Raw genomic sequence first — 20,710 nt, forward strand, 5'->3', positions numbered from 1 at the left:
CGATTATTCGTTTATTCGCTCGCAGGGTGCGCCGCGCGCACCACTGGTTCCGGTGCGCACGGCGCACCCTACTCATGCCCTGTACGGCTGCACAGCTCGGCGAGCCGCTGCCCGGCCTGCTGCACGATGGATTCGATGAGTTCGGCGCAGCCCGGCAGGCTGTCGATGGCGGCGGCGACCTGTCCGGCGGGCAGCACGCCCTCGGCCGGAAGGCCGTCGACCATGGCCTTCTGGATCACCATGGGCGCGTTGGCGGCCATCAGGGTCTGGGCGGCGCTCAGGCCGTCAGCGCCGCCGAGCTTCAGGGCGCTGCCGAGCAACTGGGCGAGGCTGGCGCCACTGTGGCGGCGGTAGGCCAGGGCGCTGCGCAGGGCCAGCAGCAGGCGCTTGAGGCCGCCGGAGCGCTCCAGGCGGTCCAGCAATTCATTGCGGATCATCCGCTGGGGCATGCCGTCGATGGCGCGGCTGACGATAATCGCCGCCGGGTCGCGGACCTTCAGGTAGCGCTCCAGGGTGGCCGGCGGCACCGGGCTGTCGGCGCTCATCAGAAAGCGCGTGCCCATGGCGATGCCGTCGGCGCCCAGCGCCAGGGCGGCGAGCAGGCCGCGTCCGTCCTTGAAGCCGCCGGCGGCGACCACCGGTACGTCCACGGCTTCGACGACCTGGCCGAGCAGGATCGAGGTGGGCACCGAGCCAGTGTGGCCGCCGCCCTCCCCGCCCTGCACGGTCACCGCGTCAGCGCCCAGTTCCACGGCTTTCACCGCGTGCTTCAGGGCCCCCACCGTGGGGATGCAGACCACGCCGGCCTCCTTCAGCCGGGCGATCATCGCCTTGCCCGGCGAGCGGCTGTAGCTCACCGCGCGCACGCCGTGCTTGAGCACCAGCTCGACGATCTCGCCGGCGTTGGCCTGGTACATGTGGAAGTTGACGCCGAAGGGCTGGTCGGTCAGCCGCCTGGTTTCGAGGATGGCGGCTTCCATGTGTTGCGGTTCGATGGTGGCCCCGGCGAGGAAGCCGAAGCCGCCGGCATTGCCGGTGGCCGCCACCAGTTTCGGGTCGGCCACCCAGCCCATGGCGGTCTGGATGATCGGGTAGCGGCAGCCCAGCAGGCGGGTCAGGCGGGTGTCGAGGGAAATCGCCATCACGCCTCCGACGGGTTGCGCTGGGACTGGGCCATGGCGCGGGCGTCGTAGCCACCCAGCTTGTCGCCACTGACCAGTTCGTTGTGCACATGGGCGAAGTGGTGCAGGCCGAACACCATGTCCATGGTGGCGCGCTTGCCCATCAGGTCTTCGGCGTTGTTCACCGCCTGTTTGGTGAGTTGCAGGCCCAGGCGCGGCATCTGCGCGATGCGCCACGCCACGTCCAGGGTCACGTCTTCCAGCACGTCACGCGGCACCACCTTGTTGACCATGCCCATCTGGTACGCCCGCTCGGCGCCCATGCGCTCGCCGAGGAAGAGGAATTCCTTGGCGATGCGCGGGTTGAGCTCATGGACGTGGGCGAAGTACTCGACACCGGGAATGCCCATGCGCACCACCGGATCGGCGAAGTAGGCATCTTCCGAGGCGATGATCAGGTCGCAGACCCAGGCCAGCATCAGCCCGCCGGCGATGCAGGCGCCCTGCACCATGGCGATGGTCGGTTTGGGCATGTCGCGCCAGCGCCGGCACATGCCGAGGTAGACCTCCTGTTCGCGGGCGTAGAGGAACTCGCCGCCCGGCTTGTTCACATGGTCGTACCAGAGGCTGGCGCGTTCGAAGCTCTGGTTGACGTCGCGGCCCGGCGTGCCAATGTCGTGGCCGGCGGAGAAATGCTTGCCGGCGCCGCGCAGGACGATGACCTTGACGTTGTCATCGTCGCAGGCGCGTTTGAAGGCGGCGTCCAGGGCGTAGGTCATGCGCGAGTTCTGCGCGTTGTGGTACTCGGGACGATGCATGGTGACCAGGGCCAGCGGGCCCTGCACCTCGTAGCGCACCACCTCTGCTTCGTGCTGTTCGTGGTTCATCAGCGGATTCGCCTCAGTGGCTGGTGGCGCGGGCACGCACGCCCGGTGGGTTGTCCTTGAGCTGGCTGGCACGCAGGTTGTGCGGGTCCAGTTGCTGGATGAGGATCAGTTGTTCGAGAGTCGGCGCGGCGGTGGTCGGGATGTCGTCCGGCACGTGCAGCGGGAAGCCGGTGGCGGCCTGCACTTCGTCCGCCGTGACGCCCGGATGCAGCGAGCGGATGCGCATTTGCCGGTCGGGGCCCTGGAAGTCGAGCACGCAGAGATCGGTGATGATCCGGCGGATGTCGATGTCGTCCAGGGACCAGCCACGGGCGAGGCGCTCGGGGTTGTAGCCGACCGATGCCACCACATCCACTTCGCCGTCCACGAACACCCGCTTGTTGTGGCTGGGTACCAGGAAGGAGTTGGCGTGGCTGATGGAGTTGCCGGGGAAGCCGCGCACCCCGAGCATCTGCGACTTCGGTTTGGCATGGTCGCCGATGCAGGAAATGTTGGCCTGGCCGAAGCGGTCGATCTGCACCGGGCCCACCAGGGCGTGGCGCTTGCCGCTCCAGACGTTGTCGAAGATGCGCGAGAAGCCCATCCAGCTGTCGAACTTGGGCTGGTAGCCGCCGCGCGGGCCCAGAGGCACCGGCTCGGCGACCATGAAGGCTTCGGAGTCGGTCATCATCAGTTCGGCATTGCTGTTGAGCATCGCCAGCGACGCGGCCAGGCGCTGCAACACGCCGATGCCGGTGGCGAGCACCTCGCCGTCGTCCGCGAAGGCTTCGGAAGCGGCGCAGATCATCAGTTCGGCGAGGCTGTAGGGTTGATTGGTGGCAGTCATCTCAGCGTCCTCAGAAAACCGGGAGCGGCAGTTGGCGAATCGCCTCCAGGCCGCCTATGCGGGCCAGGTATTCCGCTTCCCCGCAGTTGACGTAGCGCTCCATGTAGGCCTGCCAGCCATCCGGCTCGGCGGCCGAGGCGTTGTAGGCCTTGAAGTGGGCGGTATCGAAGCCGTAGAGCGGCGCGCAGGACGACGGATGGGCGCCGCCCGGCAGGTGCACCACGGCGCTGGTGCGGTTGCGCTCCCAGAACACCTGGCGGGCGCGGGCCGGGTCCTCGTGGAACCAGGCGCTGCCCACCAGTTCGTCGCAGCTGACATAGGCCTTCTCGGCGGCGCGCACGAAGAGGTCGTCCATGTAGTGGTCCGGGCCGGCGATCTGGCAGACGCCACGGGCATCGGCGCGGTCGACGTGGATCAACGCGGCGTCCAGCTTCAGCGCCGGCATGGCCACCCAGTCGCGGTCGTCGTAGGGCGAGCCGACCAGTTTCAGTTCCGGGTTAATGCGCAGCACGTCGGTGCCCAGACCCACGGCGGTGGGAATGAACGGCACGCCCATGGCGGCGGCCTTGAGGCCGAGCAGCAGCATGCCTTCGTCGATTTCCATCACCTCCACCGCGCCTTCCTGGCGGGCCTTACGGAAGTAGGGTTCCAGCGGGATGAAGTCCAGCGAGACGAAGGCGTAGACCAGCTTCTTCACCTTGCCGGCGGCACAGAGCATGCCGACGTCGGCGCCGCCGTAGGCGACCAAGGTGAGGTCCTTGAGGTCGGATCGGAGGATCTCGCGCACCAGGGCCATGGGCTTGCGCCGCGGGCCCCAGCCGCCGATGCCGAGGGTCATGCCGTCCTGCAGCTGGCCGACCACGTCGGCGGCAGTCATGCGTTTATCCATGATGCGTTCTCTCCTAACGACGGCCGACACTGAAGTCGTGGCCCCAGTGGCTGACCACGGTGCTCTCGAAGGGGGTGTGGCGCTCCCAGTCCATGACCTTGCCGCCGCAGCCGTACTCCAGGTCGAAGCCGCCCGGGGTCTGCATGTAGAAGCTGGTCATCTCGTCGTTGGTGTGACGGCCGAGGGTGGCGGAGAGCTTGACGCCGCTGGCATGCATGCGGTCCAGGGCGCGGCCCACGTCGTCCAGTTCGCCCACTTCCACCATCAGGTGCACGCAACCGGAGGGAATCGGGCACTCGAACAGCGCCAGGGAGTGATGGCGGCCGTTGTTGCAGTGGAGGAAATGGATGCGCTTCTCCGGCTCGGCCGGATCGGGGGTGAAGCGCACCTTCATCAGGTCGGAAAGACCGAAGCCCATCACCCGCTGGTAGAAGTCCAGGCAGCGGTCGAAGGAGGGAGCCGGCAACACGGCGTGGCCCATGCCCAGATCGCTGGTGACGAAGCCGGAGACACCGGCCGGGGAAACGAAGGGGGCGAAATCCTGCTGCGGACCCCAGAAGAGTTCGTGGCGGTTGCCATCCGGGTCGGCGAAGCGCGCCAACTCCTGCACCTTGCGGCCGGAGGCGTCGGCGGCGCTGGCCCGCTGGACCTCGACGTCGGCCTGCTGCAGTTCGGCGATGGCCTGCTCGAAGGCGGCCTTGCCGGCCACTTCCCAGCCACAGGCGCCGTAGCCGTCGCGGTCGGCACGCTCCACCAGGATGCGGTAGGGGCGTTCATCCATCTTCAGGTAGAGCCGCTCGTCCGTAACGGCATCCACCATCATGCCGAGCACCCCGGTGGCGTACTCGCGCCAGCGGTTCAGGTCTGTCGAGGCTACGGTGACGTACCCCAAGCCACGGATATCCATGCGGTTCTCCTCATTGTCGTTATCGCCGCGCAAGCCAGGCGCGGAGCGCTATGGGGAGGGATTAAATCGGTGCCCCGGAGAGCGGGCATCGTCCGTTGGGACTAGCGCGAAAGGCACGTGGGGCGGGGCTTCGACCTTCATGGCAACGCCCGTGTAGGAGCGAGCTTGCTCGCGAACCTCCTGAGCCCGCCCTTTCGCGAGCAAGCTCGCTCCTACGCAGTGGATTCGCTCCACAAGCAGCGGAATCATCTGGTGGATATTTCCTGCTGCCGGAGTGCTGGCCGGCGCAGTAACTTAGCTGGCGGATCATTCTTGAGGGACGGCGATGGACTCAATCACCCAGGCGATGCTCGGCGCCAGCATCCAGGGCGCGCTGCTCGGCCGCTGGCAGGGGCGCAAGGCGCTGCTCTATGGCGCCCTGCTCGGCACCCTCCCCGACCTGGACGTGGTAATCCGCTACACCGATGCGGTGGAAGCCATGACCCATCACCGGGGCTTCAGCCATTCGATCTTCGTGCTCAGCGCCCTGGCGGCGGTGCTTACCCTGCTGGTGCGACGATGGCGACCGAATCCCGGCTATTCCACGCGGCGACTGTTCCTCGCCCTCTGGCTGGTGCTGGCCACCCATCCCCTGCTGGATTGCTTCACCAGCTATGGCACCCAGCTGTTCTGGCCACTGATGACGCCCCCCATCGTCTGGTCGAGCATCTTCATCATCGACCCGCTCTACACCCTGCCGCTGCTGGCGGCGGTGATCGGCGGCCTGGTCTTCGGCCTGCGCGACCGCTCGCCACGGCTGCCGGTGGCGGCGTTGGCGCTGTCCAGCCTCTACCTGCTCTCGACCCTCGGCGGCCAGGCCATGGCCAAGCAGCGCGTGCATGAGGTACTGGAACGGGATGGCATTCGCCCGCAGGCGATGTTCATCACGCCGACGCCGTTCAACACCCTGCTCTGGCGGGTGATCGTGCTCGACGGCGAGGACTACCACGAAGCCCTGGTGGGCTGGTTCGACCGCGAGCCGCCACGGCTGGAACGTATCCCCCGAGGTACCGGACTGGCGCGGCGCCTGCGGGACTCGCCACAGCACCAGCGGCTGGCCTGGTTCACCCACGGCATCCTGCGCTACGACCAGATCGACCAGGCGCTGGTGGTCACCGACCTGCGCCTGGGCATGACCGGCTTCCACCCCTTCCGTTTCATCCTCGCCGAACACCGGGATGGCCACTGGCAGCCGGTGAAGGAAGCTCGCCGCTGGCCTGCCGAGCGGGGAGACCTGGACCGGCTCAGGGTGCTCTGGCAGCGCATCTGGCGTGAGGATCAGGCGGTTCCGCTGTCCGCCTGGGCGGGGCTGCTGCAGCACTAGATCGGTCTTGGCGCTGCGCCGTAACGCTCCGCCAACGGGTGTAGCTGCTGTCGTAGGAGCGAGCTTGCTCGCGAAGCCTTGCGAGATATCGCCCATTCGCCAGCAAGCTGGCTCCTACAGCGTTTCCCCAGCGCACCCTACCCGTCCCGTCCCCAGGATCTGGTTTCCCAGCTTCACATGAAAAGGCCCGGCGCTGGGCCGGGCCTGGGTGGAGCCTGGGGAAGCAATCAGCTGGCGGCGTAAGCCTGGGCGGCCTTGGCCGAGCTGGACAGCTTCAGGCGGTAGCAACCCCACATCACCAGCAGCCATACCGGGATGGCGTACACCGATACCTGGATGCCCGGGATCATCAGCATGATGCCGAGGATGAACAGCACGAAGGCCAGGCACAGGTAGTTGCCCATGGGGTACCAGAGGGCGCGGAAACCGGTGCGCACGCCGTCCTGGTCCATCTGCTTGCGGAACTTCAGGTGGGAGTAGCTGATCATCGCCCAGTTGATCACCAGGGCGGCCACCACCAGGGACATCAGCAGCTCCAGCGCGTTCTGCGGAACCACGTAGTTGACCACCACGGCGAGGAAGGTCACGGCCGCCGACACCAGCAGCGAACGCACCGGTACGCCGCGCTTGTCCACCTTGGCCAGGGCACGCGGGGCGTCGCCCTGCTCGGCCAGGCCCAGCAGCATGCGGCCGTTGCAGTAGGTACCGCTGTTGTAGACCGACAGGGCGGCGGTCAGCACCACGAAGTTCAGCAGGTGGGCGGCGGTATCGCTGCCGATCAGCGCGAAGATCTTCACGAAGGGGCTGCCGCTGTAGGCATCGCCCGCGCCGTTGATGGAAGCCAGCAGCGCATCCCAGGGGCTCAGGGAGAGCAGCACGACCAGGGCGCCGACATAGAAGATCAGGATGCGGTAGATGACCTGGTTGATGGCTTTCGGGATCACCTGCTTCGGCTTGTCGGCCTCGGCCGCAGTGAAGCCAAGCATTTCCAGGCCGCCGAAGGAGAACATGATGAAGGCCATGGCCATCACCAGCCCGCTGACGCCGTTGGGGAAGAAGCCGCCATGGGCCCAGAGGTTGGCGACCGTCGCCTGCTCGCCGCCGCTACCGCTGAACAGCATCCAGCAGCCGAGGACGATCATGCCGACGATGGCGACCACCTTGATCATGGCGAACCAGAATTCGGCCTCGCCGAAGAGCTTCACGTTGGCCAGGTTGATGGCGTTGACCACCAGGAAGAAGATCGCGGCGGTGGCCCAGGTGGGAACGTCCGGCCACCAGTAGTGGATGTACTTGCCCACGGCGGTGAGCTCGCTCATGCCCACCAGGATGTAGAGCACCCAGCAGTTCCAGCCCGAGAGGAAGCCGGCGAAACCGCCCCAGTACTTGTGTGCGAAGTGGCTGAAGGAGCCGGCGACCGGCTCTTCGACGATCATTTCGCCCAGCTGGCGCATGATCAGGAAAGCGATGAACCCGCAGATGGCATAGCCGAGGATCATCGAAGGACCGGCGGACTTGAGCACGCCGGCGGAACCGAGGAAGAGACCGGTGCCGATGGCGCCGCCGAGGGCAATCAACTGGATATGGCGATTCTTCAGGCCGCGTTTCAGCTCGCCCGAGTGTTGCATCTCACTCATTGCGTCACCTTTTGTTGTTGTCGTGACGGGATTTCACCCGCAGGGCTTGTGGCCCGGCGGAACGTTGCAAGGCAGGTGGGTAGACCAGACCCCGGATCACTGTGCGTCTGGCTGTACCTCCGGAGCAGCATTTCTGAATGCTTCGAGGGCTTCGCAGCGCGCAGCGATATCGAGGATGCGCGGATAGGCCGAAAGGTCACAGTCGAAGCGTCGTGCGTTATAGACCTGGGGCACCAGGCAGGCTTCCAGGTAGCCGGGGCGGCTGCCCAGGGAGAGCTTGCCGCCAAGGGCTTCCAGGCCCTTTTCCACAGCGGCGAAACCTGCGGCCACCCAGTGACGGTACCAGGCATCCTTGGCCTCATCGGCGATGCCCAGTTCAGCCTTGAGGTACTGCAGCACCCGCAGGTTGTTCAGCGGATGCACGTCGCAGGCGATATGCATGGCCAGGGAGCGCGACAGGGCGCGCTGGGCGGGATCGGCCGGCAGCAGGGCCGGTACGGGGAAGACTTCTTCGAGGTATTCGAGGATGGCCAGGGACTGGGCGATGCGGATTTCGCCACCGGCATTGCCGGCATCCACCAGCAGCGGGACAAGCCCCTGGGGATTGAGTTCGCGATAGGCGGCCTGGTGCTGCTGGCCGCCATCCTTGACCAGGTGCACCGGTTCCTGGCGATAGGCCAGGCCCTTGAGGTTGAGGGCGATACGCACGCGGTAGGCAGCGCTGGAGCGCCAGTACCCGTAGAGGGTGAGTTCTGTATTCATGGCGTCGGGCCGAATTTTTGTTTGCGCCATCTCACTCTGGCAGGGCCTGGCGAACAAGGCACGGAATCTCCCGAAAAAACGCGTCGGACGGGCGATACGGAAAGTTTTCCTTACACCCCTGAAAACCCGGCGATACCACCTGCCAGACGCTCCGCCTTCGTAAGGTTTTCTTTACAGGGCGTTCAGCCAGGCTGCCAGGCGGGAGCGGCATTGGCAGCAATCTCCCATCTGAAAGCACGATTTCATCTATCCGGAGGATTGCGGCCGGATCACCTTCAACTAAGGTTCTACACGGAGACAGCACCTGCCTTTATCCCGCGTGCCGGGTCAAGGAATCCACGTTTGGCCAGAGGAGGTGGCGTGTGGAAGAGACCAGTAGTCCGGAAGGAGCGAGCAGAGGCATCCAGGAACAACAACAGGTCAGACAGGAACTGGCGGCAATCACGGCCGAACGCGAGCAGCTGCAATTCGACACACCGGCACCGCCCCGGGAAGAGGCCCCGCCGCAGAGCAACATCCTTCCCTTCCCCAGACGAACATTGCCAAGCCCCGGCCTGCGCTGCGGCAACGCACTGTTGCTGGACTATCTCTACGGCGTCGAATCGGAAGCCCTGCGCAACCTGCCCGAGGAGCGCACCCGCCAGCTGTTCGATTTCGCCACCACTTCGCAGGCGGCCCGGGCCCTGCGTTGTCGTCGGCGCATGCTCGCCCGCGCCCTGGACGAAACCTGCCTGGACTCCGGCAAGGGCGCACGCATGCTGTGCATCGCCGGTGGCCACTTCCGCGAGGCGGAGCTGGCCCGCGAACTGCGCCACGGGCGCTTCGGCGAGATGCTGGTGTTCGATGACGATGCGACGCGCCTGGACAGGGTACGCAAGAGCTATGGCGCCCTGGGCGTGCGCACCCGCCTGGGCAACCTGGACCAACTGCTGAACGGCGAGTGCCAGTTCGAGGACTACGACCTGGTGTATTCCGCCGGCGTCACCGAGCTCCTGGACGACCGTCGTTGCGAACGCCTGGTATACCGGCTGTTCCAGGCCCTGCGGCCGGGCGGCCGCCTGTTGCTGGCGAACTTCCTGCCGGGCGTCAATGCCATCGCCTATCTCGAAGGCCTGCTGGACTGGCACCCGCACTATCGCCACGACGTGCAGATGCTCAGCCTGCTGGATGGGGTGGATTACAACCAGATCGCCTCGGCACGGGTTTTCCACGACATAGGCCAGCGCATCGTCTTCCTGGAGGCACTGAAGTACGGCTAAGCGGCCTCGGTCCCGTAGGTTGGTCCGAGCCCGCGAGGCCCAACGTGACCACATACGAACATCGCAGCGTTGGGTTTCGCTGCGCTCTACGCCAACCTACAAAGGCCTCTCCCCCGCCCCTCTCCCGGAAGAGGAGAGGGGGGACGAACGGAGGCCTCTGCAGGGGCGAATTCATTCGCGATTGAAATCACCCCCACAGCATCAGGACAGGGCTCAGCCCTGTTGCAGGTGCCCGTAGAGCTTGGCGTAGAGCCCGCCTTCGGCGATGAGCTGCTGGTGGTCGCCGTCTTCGGCGATATGGCCGCCGTCGAATACCAGCACCCGGTCCGCCTGCTTAACCGCGGACAGGCGGTGGGCGATGATCAGGGTGGTGCGGCCATTGAGGAAGGTGCCGAGGGCCTGGTGCAGGGCATACTCGGTGGCAGCGTCGAGGGCCGAGGTGGCTTCGTCGAGGATCACCACCTTGGGTTCGGCCAGCACCATGCGGGCGATGGCCAGGCGTTGCCGCTGGCCGCCGGACAGGCGCACGCCGGAGCGGCCCACCACACTGTCCAGCCCCTGGGGCAGGTTGCGGATGGTATCGGCCAGCTGGGCGATTTCCAGGGCGCGCCAGCAGGCGTCGTCGCTGCGTTCGCGGCCCATGGTCAGGTTGGCGCGCACGCTGTCGTTGAACAGCGCCGGGTGCTGCAGGACCACAGCGACGTTGTCGCGCACCTCGGCCAGGCCGATCTCTTCCAGCCGGCAACCGCCATAGCGGATCTGTCCGGCCTGGGGCTGGTAGAGCCCCAGCAGCAGTTGCACCAGGGTGCTCTTGCCGCCGCCGCTGGCGCCGACTATGGCGACCTTCTCGCCGGGAGCGATGGACAGGTTGAGGCCATCGAGCACCGGCTCCTCGGAATAGGCGAAGCGCAGGCCCTTCACTTCGATGCCCACGGTTTCGCGGCCGCGGAACGGATCGACGCTCGGGCTGTACTGCGGCTCGTCGGCGCGGGCCAGCAGCTCGTTGATGCGGCCCAGCGCGGCGCCGGCGGAATAGTAGGAATACTGCAGGCCCAGCAACTGCTCCACCGGGCCGATCATGAACCAGAGGTAGCTGAACACCGCGAGCATCTGGCCGATGGACAGGTCGGAGAACAGCACGGTGAGCATGGCCGCGGCGCGGAAGAAGTCGATGCCGAACTGGAACAGCAGTCCGCTGGTGCGCCCCGCCGCGTCGCTTTTCCACTGGGAGGCGACGGCGTAGTCGCGGACTTCCTGGGCGCGCTGGCCGAGACGGCCGAAGAAGAAGCCCTGGCGGTTGCTGGTACGCACTTCCTGGATGGCTTCCAGGGTTTCCGTCAGCGCCTGGGTGAAGCGCGCGGTGCTGTCGTTCTCCAGCTTCTTCAGGTGCTTGACCTTCTTGCCCAGCTGCACGGTGGCGTAGATCACGAGCGGGTTGAACAACAGGATCAGCAGCGCCAGCTGCCAGTGCATCCAGACCAGGATGGCCGCCGTGCCGGTGAGGGTCAGCACGGCCACCAGGAAGCGGCTGAGGGTTTCGCCGACGAACTTGTCCACAGTGTCCAGGTCGGTGACCAGGTGGGCGGTGACGGTGCCGCCGCCAAGGCTTTCGTATTCGCCGAGGGAAATACGCTTCAGGCGTTCGATCAGGCGGGTGCGGATGCGGTAGACGATGTCCTTGGCGAGCCGCGCGAACAGCCGCGCCTGCAGCACGTTGAAGATCAGGGCCGTGCCGCGCAGGACCAGGGTCGTCACCAGCATCAGGCCGATGTAGCCAACGGCGCTCTCCCAGGGCTGGGGCAGGAAGTGGTCCATGAAGCGCAGTGCCGCATCGCCGCGCTGCAACAGCACTTCATCCACCAGCAATGGCAGCAGCAGCGGAATGGGCACGCTGCAGAGGGTGGCCAGTACGGCAACCAGATTGGCCAGCCAGAGAGCTTTCTTGTGGCGCAGGGCCAGACGGCGAATCTCCGCCCAGCTCAGGCGATCAGGCATGATTGCCGCGCTCCAGCCAGCGCCCCAGCAGCGGTGCCAGTTCCTCGAGCGGCTGGTAGCCGTTGGTCAGCAGCGCCAGTTGGCCATCGCGCTCGGCCAGCAGGGTGGGGAAGCCGGCGATGCCGAGGTCCTGCACCCAGGTGAAATCGGCAACGGTCGCCTCATGGCTGGAGGCGGCGTCGAAGGCTTCGGCGAATTCGATGCGCGGAATCCCGGCCTGTTCGGCCAGTTCCACCAGGACCGCGGCCTGAGTCACATTGCGACCTTCGGCATAGAAGGCGTGCTGGATCAGCCGGACCAGCGGCCAGGCCAGGTCCGGCGCAAGGGAACGGGCGACCACCAAGGCGCGGCAGGCCGGCTCGGTGTCATAGATGAAGCCGTCGGGCAGGGCCCCGTCGAAGCGGAACGGCTGCCCGGTGGCCCGATGCACCGCTTGCCAGTGCTCGAGGATGTAGCGCCGGGTGTTGGCCTCCAGGGCGGCGCCCTGGCCGGCGCGCAGACCGCCGGCCACCAGGTGCAGCGGAACGCCGGCCGCCGCGGCCTGCTCGGCGAGTGCCGAGGCCACCGGGGCGAACCCCCAGCACCAGGAACACATGGGGTCCATCACATAGAGCAGGCGGGCGTTGGACAAACTCAGTTCTCCAGGGCTTGGCGCGGGTCGCGACCGATCGGGTGCGGCAGGTTGCGAGCCTTGGCCAGTTCGATCTGCTTCTGCCGCTCGATGGCGCTGGCGCGGGTCTTCTCGCTCAGGCTGTCCCAGCAGTGCGGGCAGCTGATACCGGGCGCGTAGTGTTCGGATTGGCGATCTTCCACGGAAATGGGGTTACGGCAGGCGTGGCACTGATCGAAATCGCCCTCGGTTAAATCGTGGCGCACGGTGACGCGGTTGTCGAAGACGAAGCAATCGCCGCGCCAGAGGGTTTCCTCCTGGGGCACTTCTTCCAGGTACTTGAGGATGCCGCCCTTGAGGTGGAAGACCTCTTCGAAGCCCTGGCCGAGCATGTAGCTGGAGGCCTTCTCGCAACGGATGCCACCGGTGCAGAACATCGCCACCTTCTTGTGGCGGGCGGGGTCGAAGTTGGCCTTGATGTAATCGGGGAACTCGCGAAACGACTTGGTCTGCGGGTCGATCGCGCCCTCGAAGGTGCCGATGGCCACTTCGTAGTCATTGCGGGTATCGATCAGCAGCACTTCGGGGTCGCTGATCAGGGCGTTCCAGTCCTTGGGTTCGACGTAGGTGCCGACCTGCTGGTTGGGGTCCACGCCCGGAACGCCGAGGGTGACGATTTCCTTCTTCAGCTTGACCTTGGTGCGGTAGAAGGGCTGCTCGGCGCAGTAGGACTCCTTGTGGTCCAGGTCCGCCAGGCGCGGATCGACCTTGAGCCAGGCGAGCAGCGCGTCGATGGCTTCGCGCGTGCCGGAAACCGTGCCGTTGATGCCTTCTTCGGCGAGCAGCAGGGTGCCCTTGACGCCGTTGTCCAGCATGGTCTTGAGCAGGGGTTCACGCAGCGCAACGTAGTCCTTCAGGGTGACGAACTTGTACAGCGCCGCAACAACGATCTGGGTCATGCGGTGACTTCCTCCAGTGGTCGCCCACGTAAAGGGCGGACCGGGTGACAGAAACGACTGCGCCGGCTGGGCCGGCGCGGTGCGAAGTCTATCAAAAAGCGACTGGATTCAGGCTGCGTGAAATGGTCTCAGGCGCCGAGCGGACAGCTGAAGAACGCAGGCCGGACTTTCAGTGGTCGTGCTTGCTGCCGCCGCGGCAGGTCGGCGAATCCGGCGCCGCGCCCTGCTCCGCCCATTCCTCGGGCGTGTAGGTGTGCAGGGCCAGGGCATGGAACTGCCTCATCAGCTCGCCCAGGCTGCCATAGACCTTCTGGTGGCGCTTGACGGCGTTGAGCCCGGCGAACACCGGGCTGACGATCACAGCCTTGTAGTGGGTTTCCTGGCCGCGGCTGTGCATGTGGCTCTCGTCCAACACGTCGAGGTGCTGGGGTTCGAGGGCCTGCAGGGCGGTCAGGATGCGGTCACGCATGGACATCGTTCGACTCCGGTTACGGCTTCTTCTTGTCCTGGGGCGCCAGTTCGCTGGTCATGTCGCTGAGCAGCTTGTTGACCTCGGGCACGGCGGATTCCAGGCGGCTCTGGGTGAGCTGGGCGGACTGCTGGGTCAGCGCCGGCATCTTCTCCAGCACTTTCTTGCCCAGGGGGGATTCGTAGAAGGCGATCAGCTCCTTCAGTTCGCTCTCGGAGAAGTTGCTGGTGTAGATCTTCACCAGCTCCGGCTTCAGCTTGTCCCAGCCGACAGCCCTGTCCAGGGCGGCGTTGGCCTTGGCCTGGTAGCTCTCCAGGGTGGCCTTCTTGCTGGCCGGTGCCTGGGTCTGCTGGAAACGCTGCTCGAACATCTGCTGCACCTGGGCATAGACCGGAACGGTCAGCTTGTCGGCGCGGGCGAGCTTGAGGAAGCGCTCGGCATCGGCGGCGTGGCTGGCGGCATCGGCCAGGACCTGGCCACTGGCGCAGGCCAGCAGTACGGCGGTGCAGAGAACGCGAAGCTTGGTCATTAGGTATCCTTGTCTGGGCACGGATGACGGGGACTGCCCCGAGGCGGGTCATTCTGCGCTCAAGCCGATAGCGTGCTCAAGCGGCGGTTTTTTCGACAAGTCCACGACGAAAATGTGCGATGCCGCACTCCACCAGGATATTGTCAAAACGCCATCACTTGCCCATGCTTTCGCCCGCTGGGCATGCTTCGCCGGCCAGGAACCTTGCTGCGACCATCGACGGACTTTCCGATGAGCTGCACCTGGCCTTCCCCGGCCCTGTACAAAAAATCACCTAAAGGACGCGGTTTCGTACAGCGCCTGAAGTCCCCAGGCTTTGCACACACATGGACGTGCCCGATGAACAGCCATATTTCCACCCTGGAGCCGGGACTTCCCGCGCTCTGCGATGCCCGCGGCAGGCTCGCGCCCGCCGCCGTCGGCTGGTCGAGCCGGCCACGCCTGAACTGCGCGATCCCCGGTCATCCGGGCCGGCGCAAGCGCTGGAACCACTGGTGCATCACCACCCCGCGCTGGATGCTCTCGCTGACCATCGCCGACCTCGATTACCTGGGCTACGGCGCCGCCTACTTCCTTGATCTCGACAGCGGCCAGGCCGTGGCCCATACCCAGCTGCGCCCCTTCGCCCTGGGCTGCCGGCTGCCGGATACGCCGCTGGAAAGCCACAGCTTCGAGCACTCGCGCCTGCAGTTCCGCGTCGACGAGCACCCCGGCCGCCTGAGCATACGGGTGGAGACGCCGGACATCGGCGGAATGCCGCTGCAGGCCGTGCTCGACGTGCTGCGCCCCGCGCACCTGGACTCGGTGAACCTGGTCGCTCCCCTCCCCGGCCACGGCTTCCACGCCAGCAGCCGCCAGCTCGGCCTGCCCGCCAGCGGCAGCGTGCAACTGGGTGAACGCCAGTACCCGTGCATCACCGGCCAGAGCTTCGCCGCCCTGGATTTCGGCCGCGGCGTCTGGCCCCTCCATAGCCACTGGACCCGCGCCGCCTTCGCCGCCCCCGGTGGCATCGCCGGGAATTTCGGCGCGGGCTGGACCGACTCCAGCGGCCTGACCGAGAACGCGCTGTGGTTCGGCGGCCGCCTGGCCAAGCTCGACCGCCCGGTGCAGATCGAGCAGGCGCCGAACGATCCCCTCGCCCCCTGGCGGCTGTCCACCGCCTGCCGGCGGGTCGAGCTCACCTTCACGCCGCGCCAGCTGCACCAGGCCCGCCCTCGCCTGGGCCTGTTCTACGCCGATACGCGCCAGTGGTTCGGCCGCTTCGACGGTGTTCTGCGCAGTCCGGATGGCGAGTGCGTGCCGGTGACCAACGCCCTCGGCTGGCTGGGTTCCACCCGCACGCGCTGGTAATTGCCCGAACGGTTGAACCGAGTGCCAGACAGAGGGCCTAAACTGCGGAATCAATAGCCGGAGCCAACCCAAATGAGCCGCACAGAAACCGACAGCCTGGGGCCCGTCGAAGTCGCCGACAACGCCTACTGGGGCGCCCAGACCCAGCGTTCGCTGGAAAACTTCGCCATCGGCGGCGAGCGCATGCCGCTGGCGGTGGTGCACGCCCTGGCCCTGATCAAGAAGGCCGCCGCCCGGGTCAATGGCCGCGATGGCGACCTGCCACCCGATGTCGCCCGCCTGATCGAGCAAGCCTCCGATGAAGTGCTGGCCGGCAAGCATGACGACCAGTTTCCCCTGGTGGTCTGGCAGACCGGCAGCGGCACCCAGAGCAACATGAACGTCAACGAGGTGATCGCCGGCCGCGCCAACGAACTGGCCACCGGACAACGCGGCGGCAAGAGCCCGGTGCATCCGAACGACCATGTGAACTTCGCCCAGAGCTCGAACGACTGCTTCCCCACCGCGATGCACATAGCCGTCGCCCGCGCGGTACAGCACGAGCTCCTGCCGGCCATCGCCGAACTCTCCGGCGGCCTGGCCGAGCAATCCGCGCGGCACGCCCATCTGGTCAAGACCGGCCGCACCCACATGATGGATGCCACGCCCATCACCTTCGGCCAGGAACTCTCTGCCTTCGTCGCCCAGCTCGACTATGCCGACAAGGCGATCCGCGCGGCCCTGCCGGCGGTCCTGCAACTGGCCCAGGGCGGCACCGCCGTGGGCACCGGACTGAACGCGCCCCACGGTTTCGCCGATGCCATGGCCGCCGAACTGGCCGCGCTGTCCGGGCTGCCGTTCGTCTCGGCTCCGAACAAGTTCGCCGCCCTCGCCGGCCATGAGCCGCTGGTGAACCTCTCTGGCGCCCTCAAGACCCTCGCAGTGGCCCTGATGAAGATCGCCAATGACCTGCGCCTGCTGGGCTCCGGCCCGCGCGGCGGCCTGGCCGAAGTGCGCCTGCCGGCCAACGAGCCGGGCAGCTCGATCATGCCCGGCAAGGTCAACCCCACCCAATGCGAGGCGCTGTCGATGCTGGCCTGCCAGGTCATGGGCAACGACGCCACCATCGGTTTCGCCGCCAGCCAGGGGCATCTGCAACTGAACGTGTTCAAGCCGGTGATCGTGCACAACCTGCTGCAATCCATCCGCCTGCTCGGCGACGGTTGCCGCAACTTCCAGCAGCACTGCGTGGCCGGCATGGAACCGGACGCCGCGCGCATGGCCGAGCACCTGGAACGCGGCCTGATGCTGGTGACCGCGCTCAATCCGCACATCGGCTACGACAAGGCCGCGCAGATCGCCAAGAAGGCCTATGCCGAAGGCACCACCCTGCGCGCCGCGGCCCTGGCGCTGGGTTACCTGACCGACGAAGAGTTCGATGCCTGGGTGCGCCCGGAAAGCATGCTGGAGGCCGGTCAACATGGCTGAGTCGGTCAAGCATGGCGCAACGCCACTGGAAGGCGATGGCAAGCGCATCCTGATGATTCTCGGCACCCCCAAGGGAGGCAGCCTGTGCCATGCCCTGAGCGATGCCTTCGCCCAGGGCGCCCGCAGGGAAGGACACGTGGTACGCCTGCTGAAACTGGGGGAAATGCAGTTCGACCCGGTGCTGCGCGGGGGCTACGACCAGAGCCAGATCCTGGAACCCGACCTGCTCGAAGCGCAGCGGCAGATCCACTGGGCCGAGCACCTGGTGTTCATCTATCCGGTCTGGTGGGGCGGCCTGCCAGCGCTGCTCAAGGGCTTCTTCGACCGTGTCTTCCTGCCCGGCTTCGCCTTCCGCTACCGCGGCCAGTCCCAGGCCTGGGACAAGCTGCTGAGCGGACGCACCGCCGACCTGCTGGTGACCCTGGACACTCCGCCCTGGTACTTCCGCTGGATCTACGGCGCACCGGCACATCGGCAGATGGTGCGCACCATCCTCGGCTTCTGCGGCATCAAGACACGCCGCCTGACCGAGTTCTCCCCGGTACGCCCCTCCTCCGAGGAACAGCGCCAGAGCTGGCTGCGCAAGGCGGAGATACTCGGGTCGCGCTGCTAGTGAGGCGAGGCGACCTTTGCAGGGTCGATTTCTATCGACTTGCGGGCCGAAGGCCTGCCTTGCAGTATGCCGGGGGCCGCTGCGCGGCCCTTGGCGTATGAATTCGCCCCCACAGGAGACAGCGTCACGTGCAGGTTGGGTAGAGGCACGAAACCCGACATTTCGCAGCTGATGCTGGCTACGTTGGGTCTCGCTGCACTCGGACTAGCCTACAGGGAGCCGCTCGCCGCCACCTCACGTCGCGCCCGCCAGCTGCGCATGAGCGAAGGCGCCAGGGCGGTGAGGGCCGAGCCCAGCACCACGAACACTGCGCCGGCGTAAGCGATCCAGTTGATCTCTTCCGGCTGCACATGGTCCGGCCAGAGGGCCGCACAGGCGGCGACGCTGGCGAAGGTCACCAGCGGAGTGATGGCCAGGGTGGCGCTGACCCGCGACGCCTCCCAGTGGGCCAGGGCTTCGGCGAAAGCGCCGTAGGCCACCAGGGTGTTCAGGCAGCAGGCCAGCAGCAGCCAGCCCTGCAACGGGCTCAGGTCGAGCGCTTCCAGCGGATGCGCCCAGGGGGTCAGCAGCGCGGCGCAGCCGAGGTAGATCACCATCATCACCTGTGCCGAACTCCAGTGGGTCAGCAGCTGCTTCTGCGCCAGTCCGTAGAAGGTCCACACGGCCGCGGCCAGCAGGATCACCAGCACGCCCAAGGTGTACTGGCTCATGGAGGTGAGCAGTTCCTCCAGGCGCTGGTTGAAGAACAGCCCGAAACCCAGCACCGTCACCACCAGCCCCAGGGCCTGCCCCAGGCTGAAGCTCTCCTTGAAGATGAACAGGCTGCTCAGCAGGAAGAGGATCGGCGCCACCTGGATCACCAGTTGCGTGGTGCCGGGGCTGAGCATGTTCAGGCCGATCAGGTAGAGCACGTAGTTGCCGGTCAGGCCGCCTACCGCCAGCACCACCAGCCAGCGGCCACGGGCGCCCAGCGGACGGAATCCGGGCAGGCGACGATTGGCGCCCAGATAACCGAACAGCAGCAAGCCGGCGACTATCAGGCGATACCAGGTGACGGTCACCGGGTCCATGGTCTGCAGGACTTCCTTCAGCCAGATGGGCAGGACACCCCAGAGCACGGCCGTGAGCAAGGCAAGGAACAGACCGTAGACCCAACGGCCGGAGGAGATGTGCATGGGAACCTCAGCAGGAAAGCCCGGCATTCTGCGGCGGGCAGGACAAGAGACGCCATTCTAGGAGGGCCGGTTCCCAGGGCACAGGAACAGTTCCCGCTCTGTCGCGGACGAAACTGTACCTGTCGCAACCGCTGCCGCCCGTCGAGCCCCGGCGCAAGGTCGATGACGCTGGTTAGACTCAAAATGCCAATGCAGAAATGGAGGTGGTCCGATGTTCGGTCGACGCGCGTCCGACAAGGCGCCAGGCACCCACTACAGAAGCGAGCGTGTCAGTGCCGTGAACGGACAGTACTTCTTCTCCACCCGGGAGGGGACCCTGGAAGGGCCCTATTTCACCCGTGTGGATACGGAGCGGGAGATCGCGCTGTACATTCGTCGCATACAACTTTCCAACGCCATACTCAGCCAACGGGCGCCATGAGCGCCCCACAACGAAAGAACCCGCGCCCGGCGCGGGTTTTCTTTTGCGGATATCAAGCCGGCGCGGAACACAATCACTGTGGGGGCGAATTCATTCGCTATGGGCAACGCAGCTGCCCTATTCGAAGCAGCAAGGCGAATCTGCGGTCCCCTTAGCGATTGAAATCGCCCCCACAAAAGCAGGCAGCAAAGCCCTCAGCGACAGGCCTCGAACAATCCGGTGGCGCCCATGCCGCCGCCGACGCACATGGTGACGATGCCGTAGCGCTTGCCCTGGCGCTGCAGTTCGCGCACCAGGTGGCCGACCTGGCGCGAACCGGTCATGCCGAAGGGGTGGCCGATGGAGATGGAGCCGCCGTTGACGTTGTACTTCTCGTTGTCGATGCCCAGGCGGTCGCGGGCATAGAGACACTGGGAGGCGAAGGCTTCGTTGAGCTCCCAGAGGTCGATATCGTCGATGCTCAGGCCCCTGGCCTTGAGCAGCTTCGGCACCGAGAACACCGGGCCGATGCCCATCTCGTCCGGCTCGCAACCGGCAACGGCGAAGCCACGGAAGAACGCCCTGGGCTTGAGGCCCAGCTCCAGCGCCTTGTCCAGGCTCATCAACAGGGTCATGGAGGCGCCATCGGATAGCTGCGAGGAGTTGCCGGCGGTGACCGAGCCATCTTCCGCGAACACCGGTTTCAGGGAGGCCAGGCCCTCCAGGGTGGTGTCGGCGCGGTTGCAGTCGTCGCGGTCCACCACACCGTCCAGTACCTGCTTCTCGCCGGCGGCCTTGTCTTCGACGAAGTACTTCACGCTCATCGGCACGATCTCGTCGGCGAACAGCCCTTCGGCCTGGGCTCGGGCGGTGCGCTGCTGGCTCTGCAGGGCGTAGAGGTCCTGGGCTTCGCGGCTGATGTTGTAGCGGCGCGCGACGATCTCGGCGGTCTGCCCCATGGGGTAGTAGATGCCGGGGTGTTCGAGCTTCAGGCGCGGGTTGACGAAGTTGTCCTGGTTGATGCTTTTGAGGGTCAGGGTGATGGACTCGACGCCGCCGGCCACCATCACGTCGCTGCAGCCCGAGGCGATCTGGTTGGCGGCGATGGCGATGGCCTGCAGGCCCGAGGAGCAGTAGCGGTTGAGGGTCATGCCGGCGACGCCGATGCCGAGGCCCGAGAGCACCGCCACATTGCGGCCGATGTTGTGGCCCTGGGCGCCTTCGTTGGAGCCGGCGCCTACCACGCAGTCATCCACCAGCGCCGGGTCGAGGTCATTGCGCGTCAGCAGGGCATTCACGCAGTGGGCGGCCATGTCGTCCGGCCGGGTCATGTTGAACTTGCCGCGGAAGGACTTGGCCAGGCCAGTCCGCACACTGTCGACGATCACCACTTCACGCATGACGCACCTCGTTCTTGCCGGGATGGGAAGTAGGGCGAGCATAGTTCCGGCCTATGTTTCCCTACCATGATCATTCATCCCGCGTATGCGCG

Annotated in this window: 20 protein-coding genes; 6 read left to right on the forward strand and 14 right to left on the reverse strand. The window is 66.2% G+C overall.

All coding sequences use genetic code 11. From position 1 onward, the window contains the following. Positions 1–68: 68 nt before the first annotated feature. Genes ACFW0B_RS00250 through ACFW0B_RS00270 form a run of 5 tightly spaced genes read right to left on the reverse strand, consistent with a single transcriptional unit; the run spans position 69 to position 4,630 of the window. Positions 69–1,142 (reverse strand): NAD(P)H-dependent flavin oxidoreductase, encoded by a 1,074-nt coding sequence (locus tag ACFW0B_RS00250; RefSeq protein WP_449145962.1) that lies wholly within the window; start codon positions 1,140–1,142, stop codon positions 69–71. Beyond that, on the reverse strand, positions 1,142–2,008 hold the full coding sequence (locus ACFW0B_RS00255) for an enoyl-CoA hydratase (RefSeq protein ID WP_449145963.1): 867 nt from the start codon (positions 2,006–2,008) through the stop codon (positions 1,142–1,144). Before ACFW0B_RS00255 ends, ACFW0B_RS00250 begins: the two co-directional genes overlap by 1 nt. A gap of 13 nt (positions 2,009–2,021) precedes the next feature. Next, a complete protein-coding gene (locus ACFW0B_RS00260; RefSeq protein WP_449145964.1) occupies positions 2,022–2,834 on the reverse strand; it encodes a CoA-transferase subunit beta in 813 nt (270 codons plus the stop codon). 10 nt (positions 2,835–2,844) lie between these two features. Beyond that, a complete protein-coding gene (locus ACFW0B_RS00265) occupies positions 2,845–3,723 on the reverse strand; it encodes a CoA transferase subunit A (RefSeq protein WP_449145965.1) in 879 nt (292 codons plus the stop codon). A 13-nt stretch (positions 3,724–3,736) separates the two neighbouring features. Beyond that, positions 3,737–4,630 (reverse strand): VOC family protein, encoded by an 894-nt coding sequence (locus tag ACFW0B_RS00270; RefSeq protein WP_449145966.1) that lies wholly within the window; start codon positions 4,628–4,630, stop codon positions 3,737–3,739. A gap of 325 nt (positions 4,631–4,955) precedes the next feature. Here ACFW0B_RS00270 and ACFW0B_RS00275 point away from each other — a divergent pair, with 325 nt between their 5' ends. After that, positions 4,956–5,993 carry a metal-dependent hydrolase gene (locus tag ACFW0B_RS00275; protein ID WP_449145967.1) on the forward strand — a complete coding sequence of 346 codons (1,038 nt, stop codon included), beginning with the start codon at positions 4,956–4,958 and terminating at the stop codon, positions 5,991–5,993. 227 nt (positions 5,994–6,220) lie between these two features. On the opposite strand, the gene ACFW0B_RS00280 is transcribed toward ACFW0B_RS00275, so the two are convergent. Continuing rightward, positions 6,221–7,630 carry an amino acid permease gene (locus tag ACFW0B_RS00280; protein ID WP_449145968.1) on the reverse strand — a complete coding sequence of 470 codons (1,410 nt, stop codon included), beginning with the start codon at positions 7,628–7,630 and terminating at the stop codon, positions 6,221–6,223. A 96-nt stretch (positions 7,631–7,726) separates the two neighbouring features. Beyond that, a complete protein-coding gene (maiA, locus tag ACFW0B_RS00285) occupies positions 7,727–8,392 on the reverse strand; it encodes a maleylacetoacetate isomerase (protein ID WP_449145969.1) in 666 nt (221 codons plus the stop codon). Positions 8,393–8,754: 362 nt separating this feature from the next. Between maiA and ACFW0B_RS00290 the strand changes: the two genes are divergently transcribed. Beyond that, complete coding sequence (locus ACFW0B_RS00290) at positions 8,755–9,651, forward strand: class I SAM-dependent methyltransferase (protein ID WP_449145970.1); 897 nt, start codon at positions 8,755–8,757, stop codon at positions 9,649–9,651. Between the two features lie 213 nt (positions 9,652–9,864). Here the strand turns inward: ACFW0B_RS00290 and ACFW0B_RS00295 are convergent, their stop codons facing one another. The 5 genes from ACFW0B_RS00295 to ACFW0B_RS00315 all read right to left on the reverse strand — a co-directional run bounded on the left by ACFW0B_RS00295 (position 9,865) and on the right by ACFW0B_RS00315 (position 14,213). Beyond that, positions 9,865–11,646 carry an ABC transporter ATP-binding protein gene (locus ACFW0B_RS00295; protein WP_449145971.1) on the reverse strand — a complete coding sequence of 594 codons (1,782 nt, stop codon included), beginning with the start codon at positions 11,644–11,646 and terminating at the stop codon, positions 9,865–9,867. Next, positions 11,639–12,250 (reverse strand): DsbA family protein, encoded by a 612-nt coding sequence (locus ACFW0B_RS00300; RefSeq protein WP_459251679.1) that lies wholly within the window; start codon positions 12,248–12,250, stop codon positions 11,639–11,641. The genes ACFW0B_RS00295 and ACFW0B_RS00300 overlap by 8 nt, the downstream gene beginning before the upstream one ends. A 29-nt stretch (positions 12,251–12,279) precedes the next feature. After that, entirely contained in the window at positions 12,280–13,215 is a 936-nt protein-coding gene (trhO, locus tag ACFW0B_RS00305) for an oxygen-dependent tRNA uridine(34) hydroxylase TrhO (protein ID WP_449145972.1), read from the reverse strand. Between the two features lie 169 nt (positions 13,216–13,384). Then, positions 13,385–13,690, reverse strand: a complete 306-nt coding sequence (locus ACFW0B_RS00310) for a BolA family protein (protein ID WP_449145973.1) — start codon at positions 13,688–13,690, stop codon at positions 13,385–13,387. Positions 13,691–13,703: 13 nt separating this feature from the next. Further along, positions 13,704–14,213 carry a DUF2059 domain-containing protein gene (locus ACFW0B_RS00315; RefSeq protein ID WP_449145974.1) on the reverse strand — a complete coding sequence of 170 codons (510 nt, stop codon included), beginning with the start codon at positions 14,211–14,213 and terminating at the stop codon, positions 13,704–13,706. A 339-nt stretch (positions 14,214–14,552) separates the two neighbouring features. Here ACFW0B_RS00315 and ACFW0B_RS00320 point away from each other — a divergent pair, with 339 nt between their 5' ends. From ACFW0B_RS00320 to ACFW0B_RS00330, 3 genes are all read left to right on the forward strand, one after another. Beyond that, the gene (locus tag ACFW0B_RS00320; RefSeq protein WP_449145975.1) at positions 14,553–15,563 is read left to right on the forward strand and encodes a DUF2804 domain-containing protein; all 1,011 of its coding nucleotides are present in this window, start codon (positions 14,553–14,555) and stop codon (positions 15,561–15,563) included. A 72-nt stretch (positions 15,564–15,635) separates the two neighbouring features. Then, positions 15,636–17,030 carry a class II fumarate hydratase gene (locus ACFW0B_RS00325; RefSeq protein WP_449145976.1) on the forward strand — a complete coding sequence of 465 codons (1,395 nt, stop codon included), beginning with the start codon at positions 15,636–15,638 and terminating at the stop codon, positions 17,028–17,030. Continuing rightward, positions 17,023–17,643, forward strand: coding sequence for an NAD(P)H-dependent oxidoreductase (locus ACFW0B_RS00330; protein ID WP_449145977.1), 621 nt, complete (start codon positions 17,023–17,025; stop codon positions 17,641–17,643). Before ACFW0B_RS00325 ends, ACFW0B_RS00330 begins: the two co-directional genes overlap by 8 nt. A 209-nt stretch (positions 17,644–17,852) precedes the next feature. Here ACFW0B_RS00330 and ACFW0B_RS00335 read toward each other — a convergent pair whose 3' ends face one another. After that, a complete protein-coding gene (locus ACFW0B_RS00335; RefSeq protein WP_449145978.1) occupies positions 17,853–18,818 on the reverse strand; it encodes a DMT family transporter in 966 nt (321 codons plus the stop codon). Positions 18,819–19,029: 211 nt separating this feature from the next. Here ACFW0B_RS00335 and ACFW0B_RS00340 point away from each other — a divergent pair, with 211 nt between their 5' ends. Further along, the gene (locus ACFW0B_RS00340) at positions 19,030–19,239 is read left to right on the forward strand and encodes a DUF6316 family protein (protein ID WP_449145979.1); all 210 of its coding nucleotides are present in this window, start codon (positions 19,030–19,032) and stop codon (positions 19,237–19,239) included. A 194-nt stretch (positions 19,240–19,433) separates the two neighbouring features. Here ACFW0B_RS00340 and ACFW0B_RS00345 read toward each other — a convergent pair whose 3' ends face one another. Continuing rightward, complete coding sequence (locus ACFW0B_RS00345; protein WP_449145980.1) at positions 19,434–20,618, reverse strand: thiolase family protein; 1,185 nt, start codon at positions 20,616–20,618, stop codon at positions 19,434–19,436. Positions 20,619–20,710: the final 92 nt, after the last annotated feature.

It is taken from the genome of Metapseudomonas phytobenefica (assembly GCF_043392685.1).
In the GTDB taxonomy this organism is placed as follows: domain Bacteria; phylum Pseudomonadota; class Gammaproteobacteria; order Pseudomonadales; family Pseudomonadaceae; genus Metapseudomonas.

What these genes read in the sequence shown, in the direction of transcription:
- ACFW0B_RS00250 (WP_449145962.1), bottom strand. Translation starts at nt 1,142, where the DNA reads ATGGCGATTTCCCTCGACACCCGCCTGACCCGCCTGCTGGGCTGCCGC.
- ACFW0B_RS00255 (WP_449145963.1), bottom strand. Translation starts at nt 2,008, where the DNA reads ATGAACCACGAACAGCACGAAGCAGAGGTGGTGCGCTACGAGGTGCAG.
- ACFW0B_RS00260 (WP_449145964.1), bottom strand. Translation starts at nt 2,834, where the DNA reads ATGACTGCCACCAATCAACCCTACAGCCTCGCCGAACTGATGATCTGC.
- ACFW0B_RS00265 (WP_449145965.1), bottom strand. Translation starts at nt 3,723, where the DNA reads ATGGATAAACGCATGACTGCCGCCGACGTGGTCGGCCAGCTGCAGGAC.
- ACFW0B_RS00270 (WP_449145966.1), bottom strand. Translation starts at nt 4,630, where the DNA reads ATGGATATCCGTGGCTTGGGGTACGTCACCGTAGCCTCGACAGACCTG.
- ACFW0B_RS00275 (WP_449145967.1), top strand. Translation starts at nt 4,956, where the DNA reads ATGGACTCAATCACCCAGGCGATGCTCGGCGCCAGCATCCAGGGCGCG.
- ACFW0B_RS00280 (WP_449145968.1), bottom strand. Translation starts at nt 7,630, where the DNA reads ATGAGTGAGATGCAACACTCGGGCGAGCTGAAACGCGGCCTGAAGAAT.
- maiA (WP_449145969.1), bottom strand. Translation starts at nt 8,392, where the DNA reads ATGAATACAGAACTCACCCTCTACGGGTACTGGCGCTCCAGCGCTGCC.
- ACFW0B_RS00295 (WP_449145971.1), bottom strand. Translation starts at nt 11,646, where the DNA reads ATGCCTGATCGCCTGAGCTGGGCGGAGATTCGCCGTCTGGCCCTGCGC.
- ACFW0B_RS00300 (WP_459251679.1), bottom strand. Translation starts at nt 12,250, where the DNA reads ATGGACCCCATGTGTTCCTGGTGCTGGGGGTTCGCCCCGGTGGCCTCG.
- trhO (WP_449145972.1), bottom strand. Translation starts at nt 13,215, where the DNA reads ATGACCCAGATCGTTGTTGCGGCGCTGTACAAGTTCGTCACCCTGAAG.
- ACFW0B_RS00310 (WP_449145973.1), bottom strand. Translation starts at nt 13,690, where the DNA reads ATGTCCATGCGTGACCGCATCCTGACCGCCCTGCAGGCCCTCGAACCC.
- ACFW0B_RS00315 (WP_449145974.1), bottom strand. Translation starts at nt 14,213, where the DNA reads ATGACCAAGCTTCGCGTTCTCTGCACCGCCGTACTGCTGGCCTGCGCC.
- ACFW0B_RS00320 (WP_449145975.1), top strand. Translation starts at nt 14,553, where the DNA reads ATGAACAGCCATATTTCCACCCTGGAGCCGGGACTTCCCGCGCTCTGC.
- ACFW0B_RS00325 (WP_449145976.1), top strand. Translation starts at nt 15,636, where the DNA reads ATGAGCCGCACAGAAACCGACAGCCTGGGGCCCGTCGAAGTCGCCGAC.
- ACFW0B_RS00330 (WP_449145977.1), top strand. Translation starts at nt 17,023, where the DNA reads ATGGCTGAGTCGGTCAAGCATGGCGCAACGCCACTGGAAGGCGATGGC.
- ACFW0B_RS00335 (WP_449145978.1), bottom strand. Translation starts at nt 18,818, where the DNA reads ATGCACATCTCCTCCGGCCGTTGGGTCTACGGTCTGTTCCTTGCCTTG.
- ACFW0B_RS00340 (WP_449145979.1), top strand. Translation starts at nt 19,030, where the DNA reads ATGTTCGGTCGACGCGCGTCCGACAAGGCGCCAGGCACCCACTACAGA.
- ACFW0B_RS00345 (WP_449145980.1), bottom strand. Translation starts at nt 20,618, where the DNA reads ATGCGTGAAGTGGTGATCGTCGACAGTGTGCGGACTGGCCTGGCCAAG.